12 protein-coding genes are annotated in these 19,049 nt (G+C 42.1%); 5 read left to right on the top strand and 7 right to left on the bottom strand.

Translation table 11 applies throughout. The features are described from left to right. Positions 1-9 precede the first annotated feature (9 nt). The 4 genes from AK824_RS05255 to rsmG form a co-directional block, all read right to left on the bottom strand. Positions 10-735: a MotA/TolQ/ExbB proton channel family protein gene (locus AK824_RS05255; RefSeq protein ID WP_057759435.1), complete on the bottom strand. Its 726-nt coding sequence runs from the start codon at positions 733-735 to the stop codon at positions 10-12. 86 nt (positions 736-821) lie between these two features. Then, the gene (locus tag AK824_RS05250) at positions 822-1,991 is read right to left on the bottom strand and encodes a ParB/RepB/Spo0J family partition protein (protein WP_057759433.1); all 1,170 of its coding nucleotides are present in this window, start codon (positions 1,989-1,991) and stop codon (positions 822-824) included. A gap of 157 nt (positions 1,992-2,148) precedes the next feature. Continuing rightward, positions 2,149-2,928 (bottom strand): ParA family protein, encoded by a 780-nt coding sequence (locus AK824_RS05245; protein ID WP_057759431.1) that lies wholly within the window; start codon positions 2,926-2,928, stop codon positions 2,149-2,151. Positions 2,929-3,166: 238 nt separating this feature from the next. Continuing rightward, on the bottom strand, positions 3,167-3,883 hold the full coding sequence (gene rsmG, locus AK824_RS05240; protein ID WP_057759429.1) for a 16S rRNA (guanine(527)-N(7))-methyltransferase RsmG: 717 nt from the start codon (positions 3,881-3,883) through the stop codon (positions 3,167-3,169). A 357-nt stretch (positions 3,884-4,240) separates the two neighbouring features. Here rsmG and AK824_RS05235 point away from each other — a divergent pair, with 357 nt between their 5' ends. The 3 genes from AK824_RS05235 (at position 4,241) to AK824_RS05225 (ending at position 9,196) form a co-directional block, all read left to right on the top strand. Then, positions 4,241-7,081 carry an ATP-binding protein gene (locus AK824_RS05235; RefSeq protein ID WP_057759427.1) on the top strand — a complete coding sequence of 947 codons (2,841 nt, stop codon included), beginning with the start codon at positions 4,241-4,243 and terminating at the stop codon, positions 7,079-7,081. Positions 7,082-7,308: 227 nt separating this feature from the next. Next, positions 7,309-8,451 (top strand): helix-turn-helix transcriptional regulator, encoded by a 1,143-nt coding sequence (locus tag AK824_RS05230; RefSeq protein WP_057759425.1) that lies wholly within the window; start codon positions 7,309-7,311, stop codon positions 8,449-8,451. A gap of 97 nt (positions 8,452-8,548) precedes the next feature. Then, positions 8,549-9,196: a TerD family protein gene (locus AK824_RS05225; RefSeq protein WP_057759423.1), complete on the top strand. Its 648-nt coding sequence runs from the start codon at positions 8,549-8,551 to the stop codon at positions 9,194-9,196. A 127-nt stretch (positions 9,197-9,323) separates the two neighbouring features. Here the strand turns inward: AK824_RS05225 and AK824_RS05220 are convergent, their stop codons facing one another. After that, positions 9,324-10,307 carry an ion transporter gene (locus tag AK824_RS05220; protein ID WP_057759421.1) on the bottom strand — a complete coding sequence of 328 codons (984 nt, stop codon included), beginning with the start codon at positions 10,305-10,307 and terminating at the stop codon, positions 9,324-9,326. A 713-nt stretch (positions 10,308-11,020) separates the two neighbouring features. Here AK824_RS05220 and AK824_RS05215 point away from each other — a divergent pair. After that, positions 11,021-11,647 (top strand): OmpW/AlkL family protein, encoded by a 627-nt coding sequence (locus AK824_RS05215; RefSeq protein WP_057759419.1) that lies wholly within the window; start codon positions 11,021-11,023, stop codon positions 11,645-11,647. Between the two features lie 196 nt (positions 11,648-11,843). Here the strand turns inward: AK824_RS05215 and AK824_RS05210 are convergent, their stop codons facing one another. Next, positions 11,844-13,571, bottom strand: coding sequence for a 2-oxo acid dehydrogenase subunit E2 (locus AK824_RS05210; RefSeq protein WP_057759417.1), 1,728 nt, complete (start codon positions 13,569-13,571; stop codon positions 11,844-11,846). Positions 13,572-13,599: 28 nt separating this feature from the next. Then, positions 13,600-16,410 (bottom strand): pyruvate dehydrogenase (acetyl-transferring), homodimeric type, encoded by a 2,811-nt coding sequence (aceE, locus tag AK824_RS05205; protein WP_057759415.1) that lies wholly within the window; start codon positions 16,408-16,410, stop codon positions 13,600-13,602. Between the two features lie 582 nt (positions 16,411-16,992). Between aceE and AK824_RS05200 the strand changes: the two genes are divergently transcribed. Then, positions 16,993-19,011 (top strand): hypothetical protein, encoded by a 2,019-nt coding sequence (locus AK824_RS05200; protein ID WP_057759413.1) that lies wholly within the window; start codon positions 16,993-16,995, stop codon positions 19,009-19,011. Positions 19,012-19,049: the final 38 nt, after the last annotated feature.

Here is a 19,049-nt window from a genome sequence, read left to right as displayed (position 1 = left end):
TCGCATTGACTACACTGCCGCTATGCTAGTCTTATCCGAATCCAACCCACCGAATGAACGTTCTTGTGCAATACTATCTTCTATTGACGTACGGCTAGAAGCTGTAGATGGCTGCGTACTAGCAAGCAAGTGATAATCATATAACTCTTGAATCATAAGCCCTGCTTGGGTTTCGAACTGAGCATTAATATCAATGATACGGCGCTGAAAATAACGATAAGCAACCAGCGCAGGGATAGCAACGATCATACCTGCAGCGGTAGTGATTAGTGCCTGTGACACGCCAGCAGCTAGCATCGTCGGATCTTGCATGGCACCATCGGTAATCGCCAAAAATGACGAGATGATTCCTAATACCGTACCTAATAGGCCAAGTAACGGAGCTATCGCACCGATAGTTCCTAACATATTGATGTTTTTTTCTAACTGATGAACTTGGACGCTGGCACGGTTTTGCATGTGCATTGCCATCGACTCTAACCCATACTGACGATATAGCAAACCCGTTGCCAAGATATCGCCAAGCGCCGTCTTTTCTTTTACATTCATCAATTGTGTACGGCCAATATCGCCATTTTCACGTAAACGAGTTATTAGCTGTTCACGTAACCTGCTAGGAGCGACTTTGTTAAACTGTAGTGTATGGCTACGTTCAATAATGATAACTAATGCTAATATAGAACAGACCACGATAGGTGTCATTAGCCAGCCACCTGCTTTTACCAACTCCCACATATCTACTCTCTTCCGTATTTTTGCAAAAATAATTATTACAGAGGCGACTTAGCAATTGGATAGATACGGCTAACTCGCAAACGTTCTTAAGCCTGAGCTTCTATATGTTTAATCAACGCAGCTAATTGGTCTTGATTATGGAAAAATATCTCAACACTACCTTGACCATCTTTTTTATGTTTTAGTTTGACTTCAGCACCCAGCATATCTGTTAATCTTTGGGTCAAACGCTCTACATCACGAGATTGTGCTTGTTCAGCACGGTTGATCTTGGGTGCTGGCTGCAAGATTGATTTGACCAATTTTTCAGCCTCTCGCACGGTCATACCGCCATCGATAATCTTTTGCGCGATGATAGGTTGCTGTTCAGAGGACAATGCTAAAAGTGTACGAGCATGACCCATATCTAGCGCACTATTGGCCAAATGGTCTTTTACTGTATCATGCAGCTGATTTAAACGAAGTAGATTCGATACTGTCGTACGCGCCTTGCCGACGACTTCAGCGATCATGGCATGACTCATACCAAACTCTGTATGAAAACGCTGCAATGCTGCTGCCTGCTCAATCACTGACAAGTCTTCACGCTGAATATTTTCAATCAGTGCTAGTGCAATTGCTAACTCATCAGATAAGGCACGCTCAATCGCAGGGATAACCGCTTTTCCTGCCATTTTTGCTGCACGCCAGCGGCGTTCACCAGCGATAATTTCATGAGTGACAAATGCTTCACTCTTATCTTCGTTTGCCAACAATGGGCGGATAACGATAGGCTGCATCACGCCATGCTGCTCGATAGAAGACGCCAATTCTGCAAGTGCTGTCTCACTCATATCTCGACGAGGCTGATACTTACCTGCTTGCAAGCGTGTGACATCGATTTGTACAAGGCTAATCTGGTCTTCAGTTGCGCTCGTATCTGCATTATTGCCACGCGATTTATTGAGTGACGCCTTGCTAGTAGCACGAGATGAACGTGGTGCGCGAGTGCTATTCTCACTAGCAGCATCGTTATCAGTAGTCTTCGCAGATGATTTTTTACTGGCTTTTGTTGGAGTGATATCAGGCGCTATATCCGTAGACACAGTATCTACAGGCGCATTAGTCTCTACAGGCACATTAATATCTGGCGCAGCATTTTCACGCGCCACCATGTCGTCTTGCAAGGCAGAGGCGGTAATTTGCTTTTCTTTTTTGATTGACCCTAATAAGGCATCTAAGCCCCGATTAGCAGCCAACCCTCTTTTCTTCGCCATGATTACCTATCCTCTAACGCTAAAATAAAAGCCAATTGATTAATAATGCGGCTTACTAAATACAATATTAAGTGTTCTATATTTATGCTATTCATTTACTGTCTTGATCAGTGACGCTTTTTATCTAACAACCCTTTGTAAGAACTTTAGATAAAAACTAGTTGCTTTGCTTCATTACTTCAGCAGCAAGTTTTTGATACGCGCGTGCGCCTTTTGACCATCTCTCATACGCAATAACTGGTAAGCCGTGCGCAGGAGCTTCTGCCAAGCGAATATTTCTTGGAATATGAGTTTTGTACATAATATCGCCAAAATGCGCTTCTAGCTCAGTAGAGACATCACGGGCAAGCGTGTTACGCGCATCGAATAGCGTTCTGACCACACCGCGAATATATAGCTTAGGGTTCAACTCTGTAAGACGTTCAATCGTTTGTGATAAGTCAGCCAACCCTTCTAGTGCATAATACTCACACTGCATAGGGATAATCACACTGTCCGTAGCCACCAACGCATTAATCGTCAGTAGATTCAAACTAGGCGCACAATCGATAATTACATAATCGTATGGCTGTTTTTGTGTGGATACCTGATCGTTAACCAATTCGGCCATCGCTGTTTTGAACAGCTCATGACTATCTGTCTTACTCATTAGCGTAATGTCCATGCCAGCCAAATCGCGATTGGCACCGATAACATCGAATCCAGCAGGACTAGTAACAATTGCTTCAGACAACGCGACACCATCTAGCAAAACGTCCGCTATGGTAAGATCTAACTCGTTTTTGTCAACACCTGTACCACTGGTCGCATTACCTTGTGGGTCTAAGTCAATCAGCAGTACATGCTTGCGTTTAGCAGCCAAGCTGGCGGTCAAATTTACTGCCGTTGTGGTTTTACCCACACCGCCTTTTTGATTCGCAATTGCTATGATTTCCATACACTCACTCAATTTTATTAGGGTCTATTACTTTTGACTCGGTTGGTACGATTATTTTTGTTCAATCTTGTGCAGCGACACTCGCTCAGTATTTAAAAATAAGCAATTTATGGTCTGAAGTGCTCAGTTTGCGGTCGAGCATTTTAAATGCTTTTAAATACTATGTCATTTAGATACAGACGTAAACTGTGTTTCACAAAAAACAGTGCCTGTTTCATGACTGCGAAGTGTTTATGCCTTAGCTATCTTTGACAGACATTTCAATTAAATGACGACTGTCGTGCAAACGTGGCACCGTCAGTTTAATGGTTTTGATATGCCAATCACTATCGAGTGCTTGTAGCTCTTCCTCACTCGGGACTTTACCTTTCATAGCACATAAGAAGCCGCCATCTGCCAATCTTGGCTGCGCTACTTCTACAAAATCTATCAAACTGGCAAATGCTCGTGATGTCACCACCGCATAACTTGCTTCATGCGCTTCAATACGCGACGCAATCGGCTGCATATTACTCAAACCAAGCTCGCTGCTAATTTGCTTAATAAAGCGGATTTTCTTCTGATTGCTATCAAGCGCAGTACACTGGCGCTCAGGCTGACAAATGGCAATAATAACTGCCGGCAACCCTGCTCCCGTGCCGATATCTAGCAACGATCCGGCGGGTAAATGCGTTATAATAGACAGACAATCTATCACATGCTTGATCAGCGCTTCTTCTGGATCAGTGATGGCGGTCAGATTATACGCTTTATTCCATAGTAAAAGCTGGTCTAAGTACAATAATAACGTGCGCTGCTGCGTTTCACTTAACGGCAGACCCAGCTCATTTATCGCTTGCGCCAAAATATTAGCCAGCTTTGGCAGTTGCGCACCAAGCTTTACGAAACCAGCCGGATCAATATTGATATTACTCATACTAGCAGACGATGAAGAGTTTTTAGCAGAAGCTGACATACAACGAGTTATCCAGTTTTGACTTGTGAACCGTTTATTTTATCATGCAGTCTGCCCATTGAATAGTTGCAGATTGCGCCAATGTGGGACATCTTATACTATCTACGCTGATCATGAGGCGTTATTCTGCTTTGATTGCCTCCAATTCGCTGATTAAGTCATTCGTTTTTTACTGTTTACGCTCAAGCATTTGCCTAAATATGATACAAAACTGCGCTTAATGACTTCGCTAATAGGTGACTATATCTTGTAAGATGTCATGATTGATTATAAAAAACTCAGAATACGCTTGAACAGATAAAACCAATCACTTCTCATATTCCTTTAATACTTTTTAAGATGATTTTTCAAACGCCTATGACAGAACAACCCTACACCCTTATATCGCAAGTATCAAAAGATGCTAACAATATGGTAGTACCTACTACCAATACAAAAAATACTAAGCAAAAAGCACCTGATACCCCAAACCCTATCTTCACAGAAGTTCAGCAAAATTGTCGCATTTCCGCTGAGCAATTAAAACGTTATAGCGACCCTGATGAATTGCCTACGGATACACGCACTGCGCCCGACTTAGATGTGGGCTTCGGTCAACAACGCGCGCTCAAAGCATTACATACAGCGCTGGATATTAAAGCCAGTGGTTACCATGTGTTTGCCGCTGGTGAAAACGGTTTGGGCAAACGTACTGTCATTAGTCGTCTGTTAACGCGTATTGCCGCCGACGCACCGACGCCTGATGATTGGGTATATGTGCATAATTTCACCGATCCACGCACACCATTGGCACTGCGTCTACCAGCTGGTCAAGCTTCGCTATTACAGCAGCAAGTTAACAACTTATGGCAGCAAGCAAAAAAGCGTTTAAGCCAACGCTTTCGTAGCGATCAATACCAAAGTAAAATCGAAGCCATCAAAAACAGTACTCATCAAAAAGAAAGTCATGCCTATGACGCGCTTAATGCTGAAGGCAAACAATATGACCTAGCATTGACGTTTCGCTCGTTTGATAATAAAGCCGTATTTGTTCATCCTAGTCAACTGCCTACAGAAAGCAATAGCGTTGATGACAAGCAAATAAAAATACCTAGCAATCGTAAAGATTCAGAAAAGCTCGATGATAGCGAAAAAGTTAACATTTTGGGCAATGAAAACACTGAAAATAAAGAAAATAAAGATTCTACATATGGCAATAATGAGTATGAAGCTGAGCTGAATAACTTTGTGCAAAAGAACCATATGCAAAAGCGACTGAGTCAATTGACTATCGCTTTAGAGCAACTAGAAGACGAAGCCAACGATGAGATCGAAGAGTTACATCGTAGTATTGCCCAACGTGCTTTACAGCCATTATTTACTCCTATTTATGAGCAGTTTGCGACTCATCCACTTGTCGTGGCATATCTCAAAGCTGTATTCGACGACATGGTCACTCATGTAGAGCGTATCGTCAATGGCGATGATGAAGAGTTTGTGACGGCAGTGTTGGCTACGACGCCTAGTCGTTATGCAGTCAATGTTATTGTCAGTCACACACCTGACAGTGGCGCGCCCGTGGTCTTTGAGGATTTGCCAACCCATCTCAATTTATTAGGGCATGTCGAGCAGATCACCCAATTAGGTACTGTGACCACTGACGTGAGTATGATTCGTGCAGGTGCTCTACATCGCGCTAATGGCGGCTACTTACTGTTAGAAGCTAGCCACGTCCTTGAGCATCCTTATGCATGGCAAGGCTTAAAGCGCGCTTTACAATCACGAAAAATCAAACTATCAAGTCTAGAGCAAATGCTGACGCTAACCGGTAGCTTGTCTCTCTCACCCGCGCCTATTGATTTAGATATCAAGGTTATATTGTTAGGTGAAGCAGATTTATATTATGAGCTGCTAGAGCTTGAGCCTGAATTTGATGCAGTATTCAAAGTCCGAGCTGACTTTCATGACGATGTGCCTCGTACCACTAAGCATGAATTGGCATTGGTCGCAAAAATGGCCGATATCATCGACTATGCCGACCTTTATCCGTTTGATAGCAGTGCACAGGCCACGCTACTTGAACATTTAAGCTTGCAAGCTGAAGAACAAGATCGCTTAAGCCTACACAGTGACTTATTGATTAAGCTTTTGCATGAATCAAACCGTCACGCTCGCTTAAATAATGAGAATATGGTAACGGCAGATCATGTCACTCAGGCAATCGATGACATGGATGAGCGTTCAGGGTATTTGCGCGATCTGTACTGGGATGAGCTTAAAAACGGCCAGCAACTTATCCAAACGCAAGGCGATGCTATTGGACAAGTTAATGCTTTAACCGTAGTCAGTTATGCTGATAGTGAGTTTGGCATGCCAGCACGGCTTACTGCGGTCATTCAGCCCAATATTGGCACAGGTGAAATTCTTGATATTGAGCGTGATGTAGACTTGGGTGGTAGTTTACACGCCAAAGGTATGCTGATTATGACCAGCTATTTGCGAGCGCTGTTTAGTCAACATCATGCGCTGAACTTTAGTGCCTCGCTGGCGTTTGAGCAAAGCTACGCGCAAATCGATGGCGATAGTGCCACCGTTAGCGAAGGCTGTGCATTGCTATCCGCGTTAGCAAACGTGCCTATCAATCAGTCTCTCGCGATTACTGGATCAATGAACCAGCTAGGCGAAGTACAGGCAGTTGGTGGCATCAATGCTAAAATCGCAGGTTTCTTCGACGCTTGCCGCGAGCAAGAGCTAACAGGCGATCAAGGCGTCGTCATTCCGATGGCTAATGTCAAACAGCTGATGTTACGTGATGACATTATCGATGCGGTAAATAGAGAGAAATTTCATATCTATGGCGTTTATACTCTAAGTGAAGCCCTGACGCTGATGACTGGCTTGCCCATCGACACCATGAATAAAAAAGGCCGTTATCGTAAAGATACTTTATTTGGCAAAGTATTAAGCCGTCTGATGCTATGGGATGAAAATCAAGACAGCACTGATGACATCGATGATGAAAAGTCCAAAAAGAAAGCAAAGAAGAAGCGTAAAGAAAAACGTCAAAAGAAAGAAGATAAGAGAATAAAAGAAAAGCGAAAAGGTGAGAGAAGTGATAAGAAAGGTAGCGAGGAAAGTAACAAGCAAAGCGATGCTAAGCCTATTGATGACACCCTAAACGATAGCGAGACAACAGCTATCGATGAAGATGGCAATTAAAATTTGAACGGTATTGCTGATACGCACGCACATTGCTGTTCGACTAGATTCATTATTATGTCTATGGCTAGATCGAGCAGCAACCATCGAATAGCAACTATTAAATAAACATAAGCATGCATGAACGTCGCTAGACGCTACGCTGCTTTTCTGCGATGATTAACGGTTCCTGATCGAGCAAAATCATGCCAGAAACCGACTTGTAACTTCATAAAGGGTATCTCTTAATGACTGTACATCCTACTGATGCTGATAACATCCAAGCTCAGTCCAATCCTAGTGAGCAGGCAGGTGCGCTTGCAGCTGTAGACACTGGTACCTCAAAAGAGGCCAATGCCGACAATATTAGTGACAATCGACATGGTGCGGCAACGACTGCTCGGCAATGGCAAGTACTATCACAACTGCAGCGCAATCGCTGGGTAGGTACCACGCATATTTATGAGCAGCTGATGATGGCAGGCTTTGATATCAGTCTACGTACTGTCCAACGCGATTTGAACGCCCTTGCCAAACGCTTCCCTATCGAAAAAAACAATGCCAATCCTCAAGGTTGGCGCTGGAAAGAAGACGCCCCATTACAAAGTTTGCCGCATATGAACTTATCACAAGCGGTTGCTTTTAATATGGTCGAGGCCAATCTGACCCAGCTATTGCCACCTGTTATCTTAGATGAATTATTTCCTTGGTTTGACTTAGCACGACGACAGCTCAAAAACAGCAAAGTGACCCACTCTTGGATAGACAGAGTGCGTATCGAGCCTGCCACGCAGCCGCTTATTGCACCAGATATAGATTTGGACAGTAAAGACAATATTTACCACGCGCTATTTTATCAACTACAGATTCATGCTTGTTATACTCGTAGCAACAAATTACAAGCCAGCGAATATATCCTAAATCCAATCGCAATTATCCAGCGCGGCGTGATTATCTATCTGCTGGCAACTCGTACTGACGACCCAGAAGCCACCATTCGCACCTTTGCCTTACATCGTTTTGATAGTGTTGAGATTCTCGAAACCGCTGCAAAAACGCCAGAAAACTTTCAACTCGATACCTATTTGGATGAAGGCAGCATGGGTTTTAGTCACCCACTGTTTGGCGAATTGGATGAACGTGGCAAGAACACTGCTGTTGAGCTTAGGTTCACTAGGCAAGCAGGTAAAAGTCTGACCGAAAGTAAACTTAATGACGATCAAACCGTGACGCTAAATGAGGATAACACCCTTACTGTAAAAGCCACTGTTAACTTGACCTCACAGCTGGTTTGGTGGCTACGTGGATTTGGTAGTGGGTTATTAGATGCTAAGCCTGAGCTGCTCTATCAAGCAGTATTAGATAAGTCTTCGACAGCAATCAATGAGTGACATCACTGACCTGAGATAGGCTAACATCCGCACGCCTTAAGTAAGCAGACACCAAATCTAGATAACGGTTAGAAACTAAGAATAAAAAAGGAAAGTTATGTCGACCACTGCCCCATCACCACTGTTGTCAGATAGTTTACGAGGACTGGGACTAGACGCAGGAACATTGTTCTTTGCGCTCAATTATGAATTTACCAAAATTGAGCCAAAAGGCATGTTTAAGCGCTTTAAGAAAAATCAAAGCGCGATGGATATTGATTTGGCTTGTGTGTTATATGATGATAACTGCGTCATCAGTGACATCGTTTGGTTTAAACAATTACGAGATAAAGCTGAATCGGTCAAGCATCAAGGTGATAGCTTAAATGGTAAGGATCGCGGTGAACAAGCCATGTATCTTGCCCCACTTGATCAAGAGCAAATCAGATTGGAGCTTGAGAAAATCCCCGCTCATATTACTCATATTGGTTTAATCGCCAATTCATACCACGGTCATTCGTTCTCTAGAGTGAAAAAAGGCGAGATTCATCTGAGTGACGATGAAGGAAACCGTTGTTTTGAAGTCAACCTTAAGCAGCTCCCACGCGACTGCACCACGCTATGGGTAGCACATTTGCGTCGATCTGTTGACGACTGGCACTTAACGTTGCAAAACTTGCCACTTACTGCAGAAGGTCTAGCAGATGCGGCACAAGAAGTGGCTCATGAGTTAGCACGTGCACTGCCCATTCCTCAGGGTATATGAGAGCAACTGGTCATCGAATATAAAAGAGGTCTTGTGCTATGTAAACACAAGACCTCTTTTTATGGTCAAAATATTAACTACGATTAACTGCTAAAAACCTATCTCTCATAAATCATTTAATACTTGCCTATAAAACTTCACCGCAATGCGGACAGAAGTTCTTTTGGCGCGTTTCAACTTCTTTTTCACGTCGTTCAAGCTCTTGCTCTCGCAGTACCTGTAAGACGATATTTTGTGCCTGCTCTTTATCTAAGCCTAGCTCTCGACGAATTTTATCAATCATCATCTGATTCTGTACCAGATCAAAATCGCTATCAATTAACTGCTCACGAAAATGCTGTTCAAGCTCCTCGCGGCGCTGAGCCAACTCATTTGCTAGTCCTGTCGCTAGAATACCAGCCGGTAGGGCTGCAAGACCCACACCCAATATCGTAATGACCGCACCCAATATTTTGCCCGCATTAGTAATTGGCGTGACATCTCCATAGCCTACGGTTGTCAGTGTCACTACAGCCCACCACATCGCTTTAGGTATAGACTCAAACTCGTCTGGCTGTGCATGATTCTCCACCAGATAAATACCGCTAGAGGCAGTCACAATCATAATAATAAGAATAAAGATAACAGCCTGAAATGAGCCTCGCTCCTTGCTAATCACGACTAGCAAGATACGCATTGAGGCAAAATAACGCGTCAATTTTAGGATTCGAAATAAACGTAAAATACGTAAGAAGCGCAAATCAATGTTAACAAAGAAATTTAAAAAGGCGGGCACGATGGCTACTAAATCAATCAATGCGGATGGGCTTCTAAGCCAATCCCATCGCTGTTTCCACGTTGTATTGTCAGGCTTTGCTTCAGCCACACTCCACAGACGCAATAAGTATTCAATAGAGAAAACAACGATAGAGAAGTTTTCGAATAAGGTAAAGTAATCTTGATAAGGGTAATACCACTGATCGACAGACTCTGCTATCACAGCTGCTACGTTAGTCATAATCAGAAAGATAAGAAAATAATCAACGTAACGGCTAAATAACGTGTCATGTTCTTCATTTTGTAAAATATCATAAACAAAATGACGCAAGCGCCGTATAGATTGGAATAACATGCCAGCCCTATGCGGTGAAATACCGATTTGATATTAGTAGAATAAAACAACAGTCAAACAATAAAAACCAAACTTTCATCACAGCACATAGGAGATATTTGCAGCAATCATCCGTGATTTTTATCAGAAACGCTTCATTTGGTACTGACCTGTTCATTATCAGCCATGACTAGCGGCTATACAAAATGCAGATAATAAATATAGACCGATACCAGCAGTATAAACACAATTAGTAGGATAGAGAACCTTAAGAACTGTTCGTCAGCACGAAGCTGCTGGCTAATATCTTGCGCAGGTATCAAAAACAAGTGACATTCAGGACAACAAGAGTCTACCTGATTCAGTATTTTCATCGTACGCGCATTCGTACAGCGTAGAGGAGAGTTACTGCAATAGCCAAGCATAATATATTGCACCTCTTGTTGAATCATAAATAAGAGATACCGACTTACGTCAATGACACTTACTTAAAAAGCAGCTTTTGTTGTGTTTAATTATAGACTGTAGACAATTGAATTACACGTAAATGTAATTTATTGCAGAAATATTGCTAATTTGCATTCAAAACCTTACCAGTAATAATGATTTTCGTATTATAATAGAGATTAAATGTTACAGATTAGACTTTAATCATGACATTATGTATCAGTAGCTAATGCCATCCCTCATTAGCAAACTGCTGATAATTTTTTATTACGTTAAGGAATGAAATGATGAAACTACAATCCCTAGTTTTAGCAACTGCTGCTGCACTTACAATGACAACTGCTTTTGCAGTCCCTGCTGGTACTTGGTCTGTTGCTGCTGGCGCACATTATGTTGATCCTAAAAGCGACAACGGTACTCTAGATAACGGTTTATCTGTTGATGTTGATGGCGATGTACGTCCAACTATCAGTGGTGAGTACTTCATCGCTAACAACGTTGGTGTTGAACTGCTAGCCGCTATTCCATTCCATCATGACATCACTCTAAAAAATGGTGATACTACTATTGATGCAGAAACTCAGCACCTACCACCTACTCTATCTGTACAGTATCACTTCGATGGCTATGATCTGCCTATGAATGTGAAGCCTTTTGTTGGTGTTGGTGTAAACTACACAACATTTTTCAAAGAAAGAATCTACCTTGGTAACGGTAATGATTTAGAGCTTGATGATAGCGTTGGTGTAGCTGGCCATGTTGGTCTTGATATTCCTTTTGCTCCTACCGAAGCTTTCCGTATCGATGCCCGTTATATGGACATCAAAACAGATGCAAGCCTAAACGGTACTGATATTGGTGAAGTTGATATCAGCCCTTGGGTATATGGCGTAGCATTCGTTAAACAGTTCTAAATTAGTAAAGATACCATGCGTAATAAGAGCCAGCTTGATAGCTGGCTTTTTTGTGCCTATTAACTATGGTTACTACTATCTGTCTACACTAGCTACTAGGCAATTATTTATAAAAATAGCTAATAACCTGTAAGAACAAATAATCTCCATAAAAAAAGACCACCCGTGGGCAGTCTTTTTTTATTGCTAGCTAGCTTTAGATCAAAATACGACGTGGGTCTGCTAGTAACGTTGCGATATAACGAGTAAATACAGCAGCATCTGCGCCATTGATCACACGGTGGTCATAAGACAAAGACAGTGGCAGCATCAAACGTGGCTCAAAGCTTTGTTTTTTAGCATCCCAACGTGGCTGCATACTTGCTTCAGAGACACCTAAAATACCAACTTGTGGCCAGTTAACTAATGGCGTAAATGCCGTACCACCCAAGTTACCTTGGCTCGATATGGTAAAGCTCGCCCCTTGCAAATCTTTGGTACTGAGCTTTTTATCACGAGCTTTTACAGCAAGCTCGCCAATTTCAATCGCAATTTGCTTCAGACCTTTATCTTGTACGTTTTTGATAACCGGTACAATAAGACCATCATCAGTTGCCACTGCGATACCCATATTAACACTTTTGCGCAATATAACTTGAGTATTGTCATCGCTCAAATGACTGTTGAATCGTGGGTGCTGGGTCAACGCGTAAGCAGTAGCTTTAACCACGAATGCCAAGATAGTAAAGCCAACACCTTCTGCTTTCATGCTACCTTTTAACTCACCACGTAGTTTTTCAGTCTCAGTGATATCAGACAGATCAAACTGCGTTACTTGCGGTAGCAAAGTATTGTAGTTGAGCTGTGGTATTGAGACTTTCTGTAAGCGGCTGAGGTCTTGTGTTTCTGTCTCACCCCAGATCTCAGCGTTACTCATGTCAGGCAGTTTCGGTAGACCTGAGCTAACAGGATTGCCGCTCACAGGTGCCGCTTTCTGCTTGGTTAGACTGTTTTTAACATGTGCAAACAAGTCTTCTTTTAGAATACGATCGTTTAGAGCTGAACCATTCACTTGTGTGATATCAACACCTAACTGACGGGCTAGTTTGCGAACGGCAGGACCTGCATACACATCAACCAATTTTTCATTGACCTGTGCTTCAGTTAACTTACCCTCTGTTTTGCTAGCAGCTGTATCAGTATTGGTTGGTTTGGCAGCTTGTTTTGGCTCACCAGAGGTTTTAGCAGCTGGTTTATCTTCTGCTTTGGCGGGTTCTGACTCTTGTGGCTTAGGAGCTTCAGATTCACTATCACTAGCATCATCTGTACTACTTGCCATGATGACGATGAAGTCCTGACCATTAGCAACCATATCACCTGCTTCGACCAAGATTTTTTCAATCTTACCAGCAACTGGCGCTGGCACTTCAACCGAAGCTTTGTCTGATTCGATTAACAAAATCGACTGCTCAGCGCTAACAGTATCACCAACGCTCACCATAATTTCAGAAACCTGTGCTTCATCAACACCTAAATCAGGTAATGCATGAGTAGTTGCTTTACCAGCATTAGCGGCTGGCTTGGCAGCAGACTCTGATTGCTTTGACTCAGTTGTAGCAGGCTCAGGTTTTGATTCTGGCTCGGCATCAGTATCGTCTGTGCTGTTTGACTCTTGCTCTTCAGCAGCAGCATTGTCATCATTGCTTTCTGCGCTATCATCTGCGCTTTCAAGCTCAATTAGTACCATACCTTCACTAACTTGATCACCGATAGCAACACTAATCTTAGTCACTTTACCAGCAGCAGAGCTTGGTACTTCAACCGATGCTTTGTCAGATTCTAATAATACGATGTTGTCGTCTTTTGCGATGACATCACCAACTTCTACCATAATCTCGCTGACTTCGGCGCTATCCACACCTAAATCGGGGGCTTCAATGTCCATGATTTATTTCCTCGTCTTATGGTTATTATTATTTGACATCTTTATCATCAAGTACATTTGCATCTGCTTGATCTTCAGCACGACCTTCATTACTGATTTCATCATCGTCTTCAGCGATAAACTCAGGTACAGGATTTGGATTTACATTACCTGGTGCTGGTGCATCTGGAGACTGGTCATAGTAAGACTGCTGTTGCCACGCAGGTGGATGATCCACATCGATACCTAAGCTTGAAATCGCGTCTTTAACCAAACGCATCTCAACTTCGCCTTCATCGGCTAGGCGTTTAAGCGTTGCCACAACGATATGCGCCGCATCGACGTTGAAGAAACTACGTAGGTTTTCGCGCGTATCAGAACGGCCATAACCATCGGTACCCAGAGTCGTGTAAGGACGATTGTCTGGTAACCAAGCACGAATCTGCTCTGAGTAGTTACGCATATAATCTGTCGCTGCAACCACGATACCTTCGTGTGGTGCTAACTGCTCGGTAACCCAAGGCACTTTCTCTTCATCCATTGGATGTAGACGGTTGTAATCGTCACAAACCATACCATCACGAGTCAGCTCATTAAAGCTGGTTACGCTCCAGACGTTAGAAGTAATATTAAACTCGTCTTTTAGTATCTGTGATGCTTTTTGTACTTCGCGTAAGATAACACCAGAACCTAATAGCTGTACTTGTGTTGAGCCATTGTCCTCTAACAAGTACATACCACGTTTGATACCTTCCTCGCTTCCTTCTGGCATAGCAGGTTGCTCGTAGTTTTCATTCATCAACGTCAAGTAATAGTAAACGCGCTCGCCTTCACCATACATACGGCGTAGACCATCATGCATAACCACAGCTAGCTCATAACCAAAGCAAGGATCATAGCTGACACAGTTTGGCACGACATTGAATAGAATCTGTGAATGACCATCTTGATGCTGTAAGCCTTCGCCATTAAGCGTTGTACGACCAGCGGTTGCGCCTAACAAGAAGCCTTGTGCTTGACAATCACCTGCCGCCCAAGCCAAATCACCCACACGTTGGAAGCCGAACATTGAGTAGTAAATATACATCGGAATCATCGGTAGCGCGTTGACAGAATAACTGGTTGCCAATGCAATCCAAGTACTCATTGCGCCTGCTTCGTTGATACCTTCTTCTAACATGTGACCATCGATGGCTTCTTTATAGCCCATCAATGCTTCACTGTCTTCTGGCGTATATTTTTGGCCAACAGCTGAGTAAATGCCCAACTGACGGAACATACCTTCTAGACCGAAAGTACGCGCTTCGTCAGGTACAATTGGTACAACGCGATCTTGAATGTCTTTGTTTTTAAGCATCGCAGATAGTAAGCGTACAAATACCATTGTCGTAGACTGCTCTTTACCATTGCTGCCTTTTAATACCCGATCAAACATTGATAATTCAGGGATATTCAGTGGGATGTGACCACTACGGCGGTTTGGTAGATGACCACCTAACGACTCACGACGACCTTTAAGATACTTCATCTCCGCTGAGCCTTCTTCAGGGCGGTAGAATGGTAGAGTCTCTAGCTGCTCATCAGTAAATGGCAAATCAAAACGATCACGGAAATACATCAATGCTTCTTGATCAAGCTTTTTGACCTGATGCGATTTGTTGACCGCTTGGGTTTGAGCAGACAAACCGTAGCCTTTAACGGTTTTAACCAAGATGACCGTCGGTTGACCTTTGGTTTTCATCGCTTCACTAAAGGCTGCATAAACTTTAACTGGATCATGACCACCACGGTTCAGACGTGAAATCTCTTCATCAGTCAACGCATCTGCCATTTCTTCTAGCTCTGGATATTTACCAAAGAACTCTTTGCGAGTAAATTCAGGCGTACGCGCTTCATATAACTGATACTCACCATCCACCACTTCTTCCATACGTTGTTTAAGTACACCCGTATGGTCTTTACCAAGTAATGAATCCCAGTTGCCACCCCAGATGACTTTGATAACTCGCCAGCCTGCACCGCGGAATACTGACTCTAATTCTTGAATGATTTTGCCGTTACCACGGACTGGACCATCAAGACGCTGCAAGTTACAGTTAACTACCCATATTAGGTTGTCCAACTTCTCACGACCGGCAAGAGAAATTGCGCCTAAGCTTTCTGGCTCATCCGTCTCGCCATCACCTAAGAACGTCCAAATCTTACGGCCTTCTTTTTCTAGCAATCCACGGTTTTCCATATAGCGATGTACATGGGCATGATAGATAGACATAATCGGACCCAAACCCATCGATACCGTTGGGAACTGCCAGTAATCAGGCATGAGATATGGATGCGGATAGCTTGATAGACCTTTACCACCCACTTCTCGACGGAAGTTGTCAAGTTGATCTTCGGTCAAACGACCTTCTAAATAAGAACGGGCATAGATACCTGGTGCTGAGTGACCTTGATAATAGATCATGTCACCACCGAAGTGATCGCTAGCGGCACGGAAGAAATGGTTAAAACCTGTTTCATAAAGTGTCGCACTAGAGGCGAATGTCGCTAAGTGACCACCCAAATCATCGTCGTTTTTATTGGCACGCATAACCATGGCAAGTGCGTTGTAGCGAATTAGCGCACGTATCTTACGCTCCATGCCCAGATCGCCTGGGTACATTGGCTCATCTTCAACAGCGATACTATTGACGTAAGCGGTGTCTAATCTGTTGAACGGGAGACCTTCTTGAACTGCCATATTGTATAAGGCTTTTAGGAGAAACTGAGCACGGTCCTTGTCTGCGTGTTTAACCACAGACTCAAAGGCTGCTAGCCATTCCTGAGTTTCGGTGCTATCAGCATCCTTATAATAATTCATTCTTGTTAATCCTTTTATATCAGTCATACCTACCTAGTGGCAGGGCTTCATTGAAAAATGCATGATGAGAGATTGGTTTACTTATGACATCCTTGCTACGTCCAAGCATTCCATTGTTTTGTGCGATGATATACTGCTCGATTATAAAAATAGTATTACTTTTATCAACGGATGCGTTAAATCAACACATCCGCTAAGTCGTTATAATGCTATGACTATCTATTCAATCATTAATTACTATGACATTCCATTATAAGCGTTTACGCACTAGTTGTTTATGGCTGTAGAGAAATGATGGAATAACAAGTATTTTTTAAATAAATAATGATTAGTTGTTAGGTAAATATTATTAACCATTATTCCATTGATACCAAGATTTTAGTAATAGGTAGACGAAATTTACTTTCCGTAGTAGTAGATATCTGCTTTTCTAATTAATAAAAACACCAATCGAAAATACACTTCTTGTTACTCATACCCCATAAATAGACATTCGTCTCATTTGTGTATATTAATTGTGATTTAAGTATTATTCTTATTATAAGATTATACGTATATTCTATCCTTGTTCTCGGAGCTATTATGAACCCGTCTATTATACCATCGACTCTAAAGTCAAGAGGAACGCGTTGGATAGCTCTACCATCCTTGTTAATACTGTTACCTAATTATTTAGCTTTTGCAGCACTAGCTTGTGATGCTGGCTTTATAGCTGATAACTTTTCTGCTGCTGACTATGAAAGATTAGCTCCTATTTCAGTGACACCTAATCCTAGAATCAATCAAACTATAGACGGTACAGGTACTGAAAGCTACTTGATTGCATCAAATTCACTAGTTACTAATGGGTCCTTAAGTCCAGGATCAACAAATATTTATCAAATATCCCAATCTGATAATGTTCCATTATTTCAGTTCACTCAGGACTACGCTACTAAGGAAACAACACGTACTGTCTCTTATACTTTTAATAATAAATTTACTAACCAATCTCAAGCTTTAGATAAACTCAGCTTAAGCATTTATGATATAGATACTAATCTTTATGGTTATGACTCCCAAAGAAATGCATATTTTAGATGGTTTGATCAAGTGACAATAACTGGAATAACCAGTACAGGAAAAATATCTCCTATTCTGCAATCAAAAGGTAGCGGAATAACTGATTCTGCGCCCTATCGTCAAAAAGTTACAGCAAGCAGTATTGCATGTAGTGGTTTAGACGAGAACTGTAAAGTTTCAGTATCTTTCGATAAACCTGTAATTGGTGTGGAGGTGGTTTATGGAAACAATACTGATCTGAATTACACTAATAATGGAGTTGCTAATAACGACCCTAGCGCGCAAATTGTTAAAATTAAATTTGATAATTACTGTTATCAACCGCAGCCGCGTCTAACATATACAAAAGCACTTTCGACTTCTCGTAAAACGAATACGGATCAATTTACTGTTCAGATTAAAGACAATGCAGATAATTCGGTAGTTACGAGTGGCATTACTTCTGTTACTACAACGGGATCGAATAACACTGTCACGACTGGCACAGGTACTACAGGAACTTTCAAAGTTAATCCTACCAAGACCTATACATTGACAGAAGCAGTCTCAGGATCGACGAATTTAGCAGACTATACTGCCTTATATGCATGTAGAAAATCAGATGGTACATCCGTTAACAGTTTAGACCCAAAAAACCTCAATCTGACTTACGGAGATAACTGGACGTGTACGATCACGAACGGTAGACCTAATTATGTATTCTCAGGTACAGTATTTAACGATAACGGTAAAATCGTAAATCCAAATAAAGACGACGTATCAGACAAATATCTAAATAATAGCCTTTACTTTAACGGTAAGTATGATTCAGGAACCGAATCTGGCATTCCCTTTACTACAGGTCATACTATCACTTTGAATAAATGCGTAAGCGATAGTGGTACGTTTTCAGCTCAGACGGTAAATATTGGTAATAATGGAACCTATAGTTTTAGCTTGACGCCAGCACAAGTAGGTAGCTATACAAGACTCTGCGTTACTCAGAATGAGCCTAGCAACTATGAATATACTGTCGACACTACGAGCAATTTACGACAAATAGATATTACCAATAGTAAATATAATTACCCTAACAATGATTTCGGTGACGTTGTTCAAGAAAATGCTGCATTGGTATTAATCAAAAGTCAGTATGTCCATGACTGTAGTCTAAATAACCTTACCACAATTGGTGTTAATTACGACGGTAGTGCTAGCAGTGCGTACAGTACAAAGCCAATATCTGATATTATCCCAGGACAATGTATCGCCTATAGAATTGAAGCTATAAATCGCGGTAATGTTTCCCTAGCAGATATTATTATCAAAGATATACTACAGAGTAAAAACGACTCTAATAATTCGTTGGTTACCTCTACCCTAGTCAATCCAACACCTATTGGTGAAAATAGTGGCACTCCATCATTTGCAACAAATTCAGTATCTGTTGGTAAAAACGGTACAGTTACCACCAATACTTTTTCTTTAGGTACTACCACCGCCACTCGTCGTGAAGCCATTCGTTTTAATACTAAATATGGTAATACCATTAGTAACTAAACACCTGTTTATCAAATCGACAAACATTCAATCAAGCC

This window comes from Psychrobacter sp. P11G3, assembly GCF_001435845.1.
In the GTDB taxonomy this organism is placed as follows: Bacteria; Pseudomonadota; Gammaproteobacteria; order Pseudomonadales; family Moraxellaceae; genus Psychrobacter.
The sequence above is the reverse complement of the archived record's forward strand: the minus strand, read 5'-3'. Positions and strand labels throughout refer to the sequence as shown.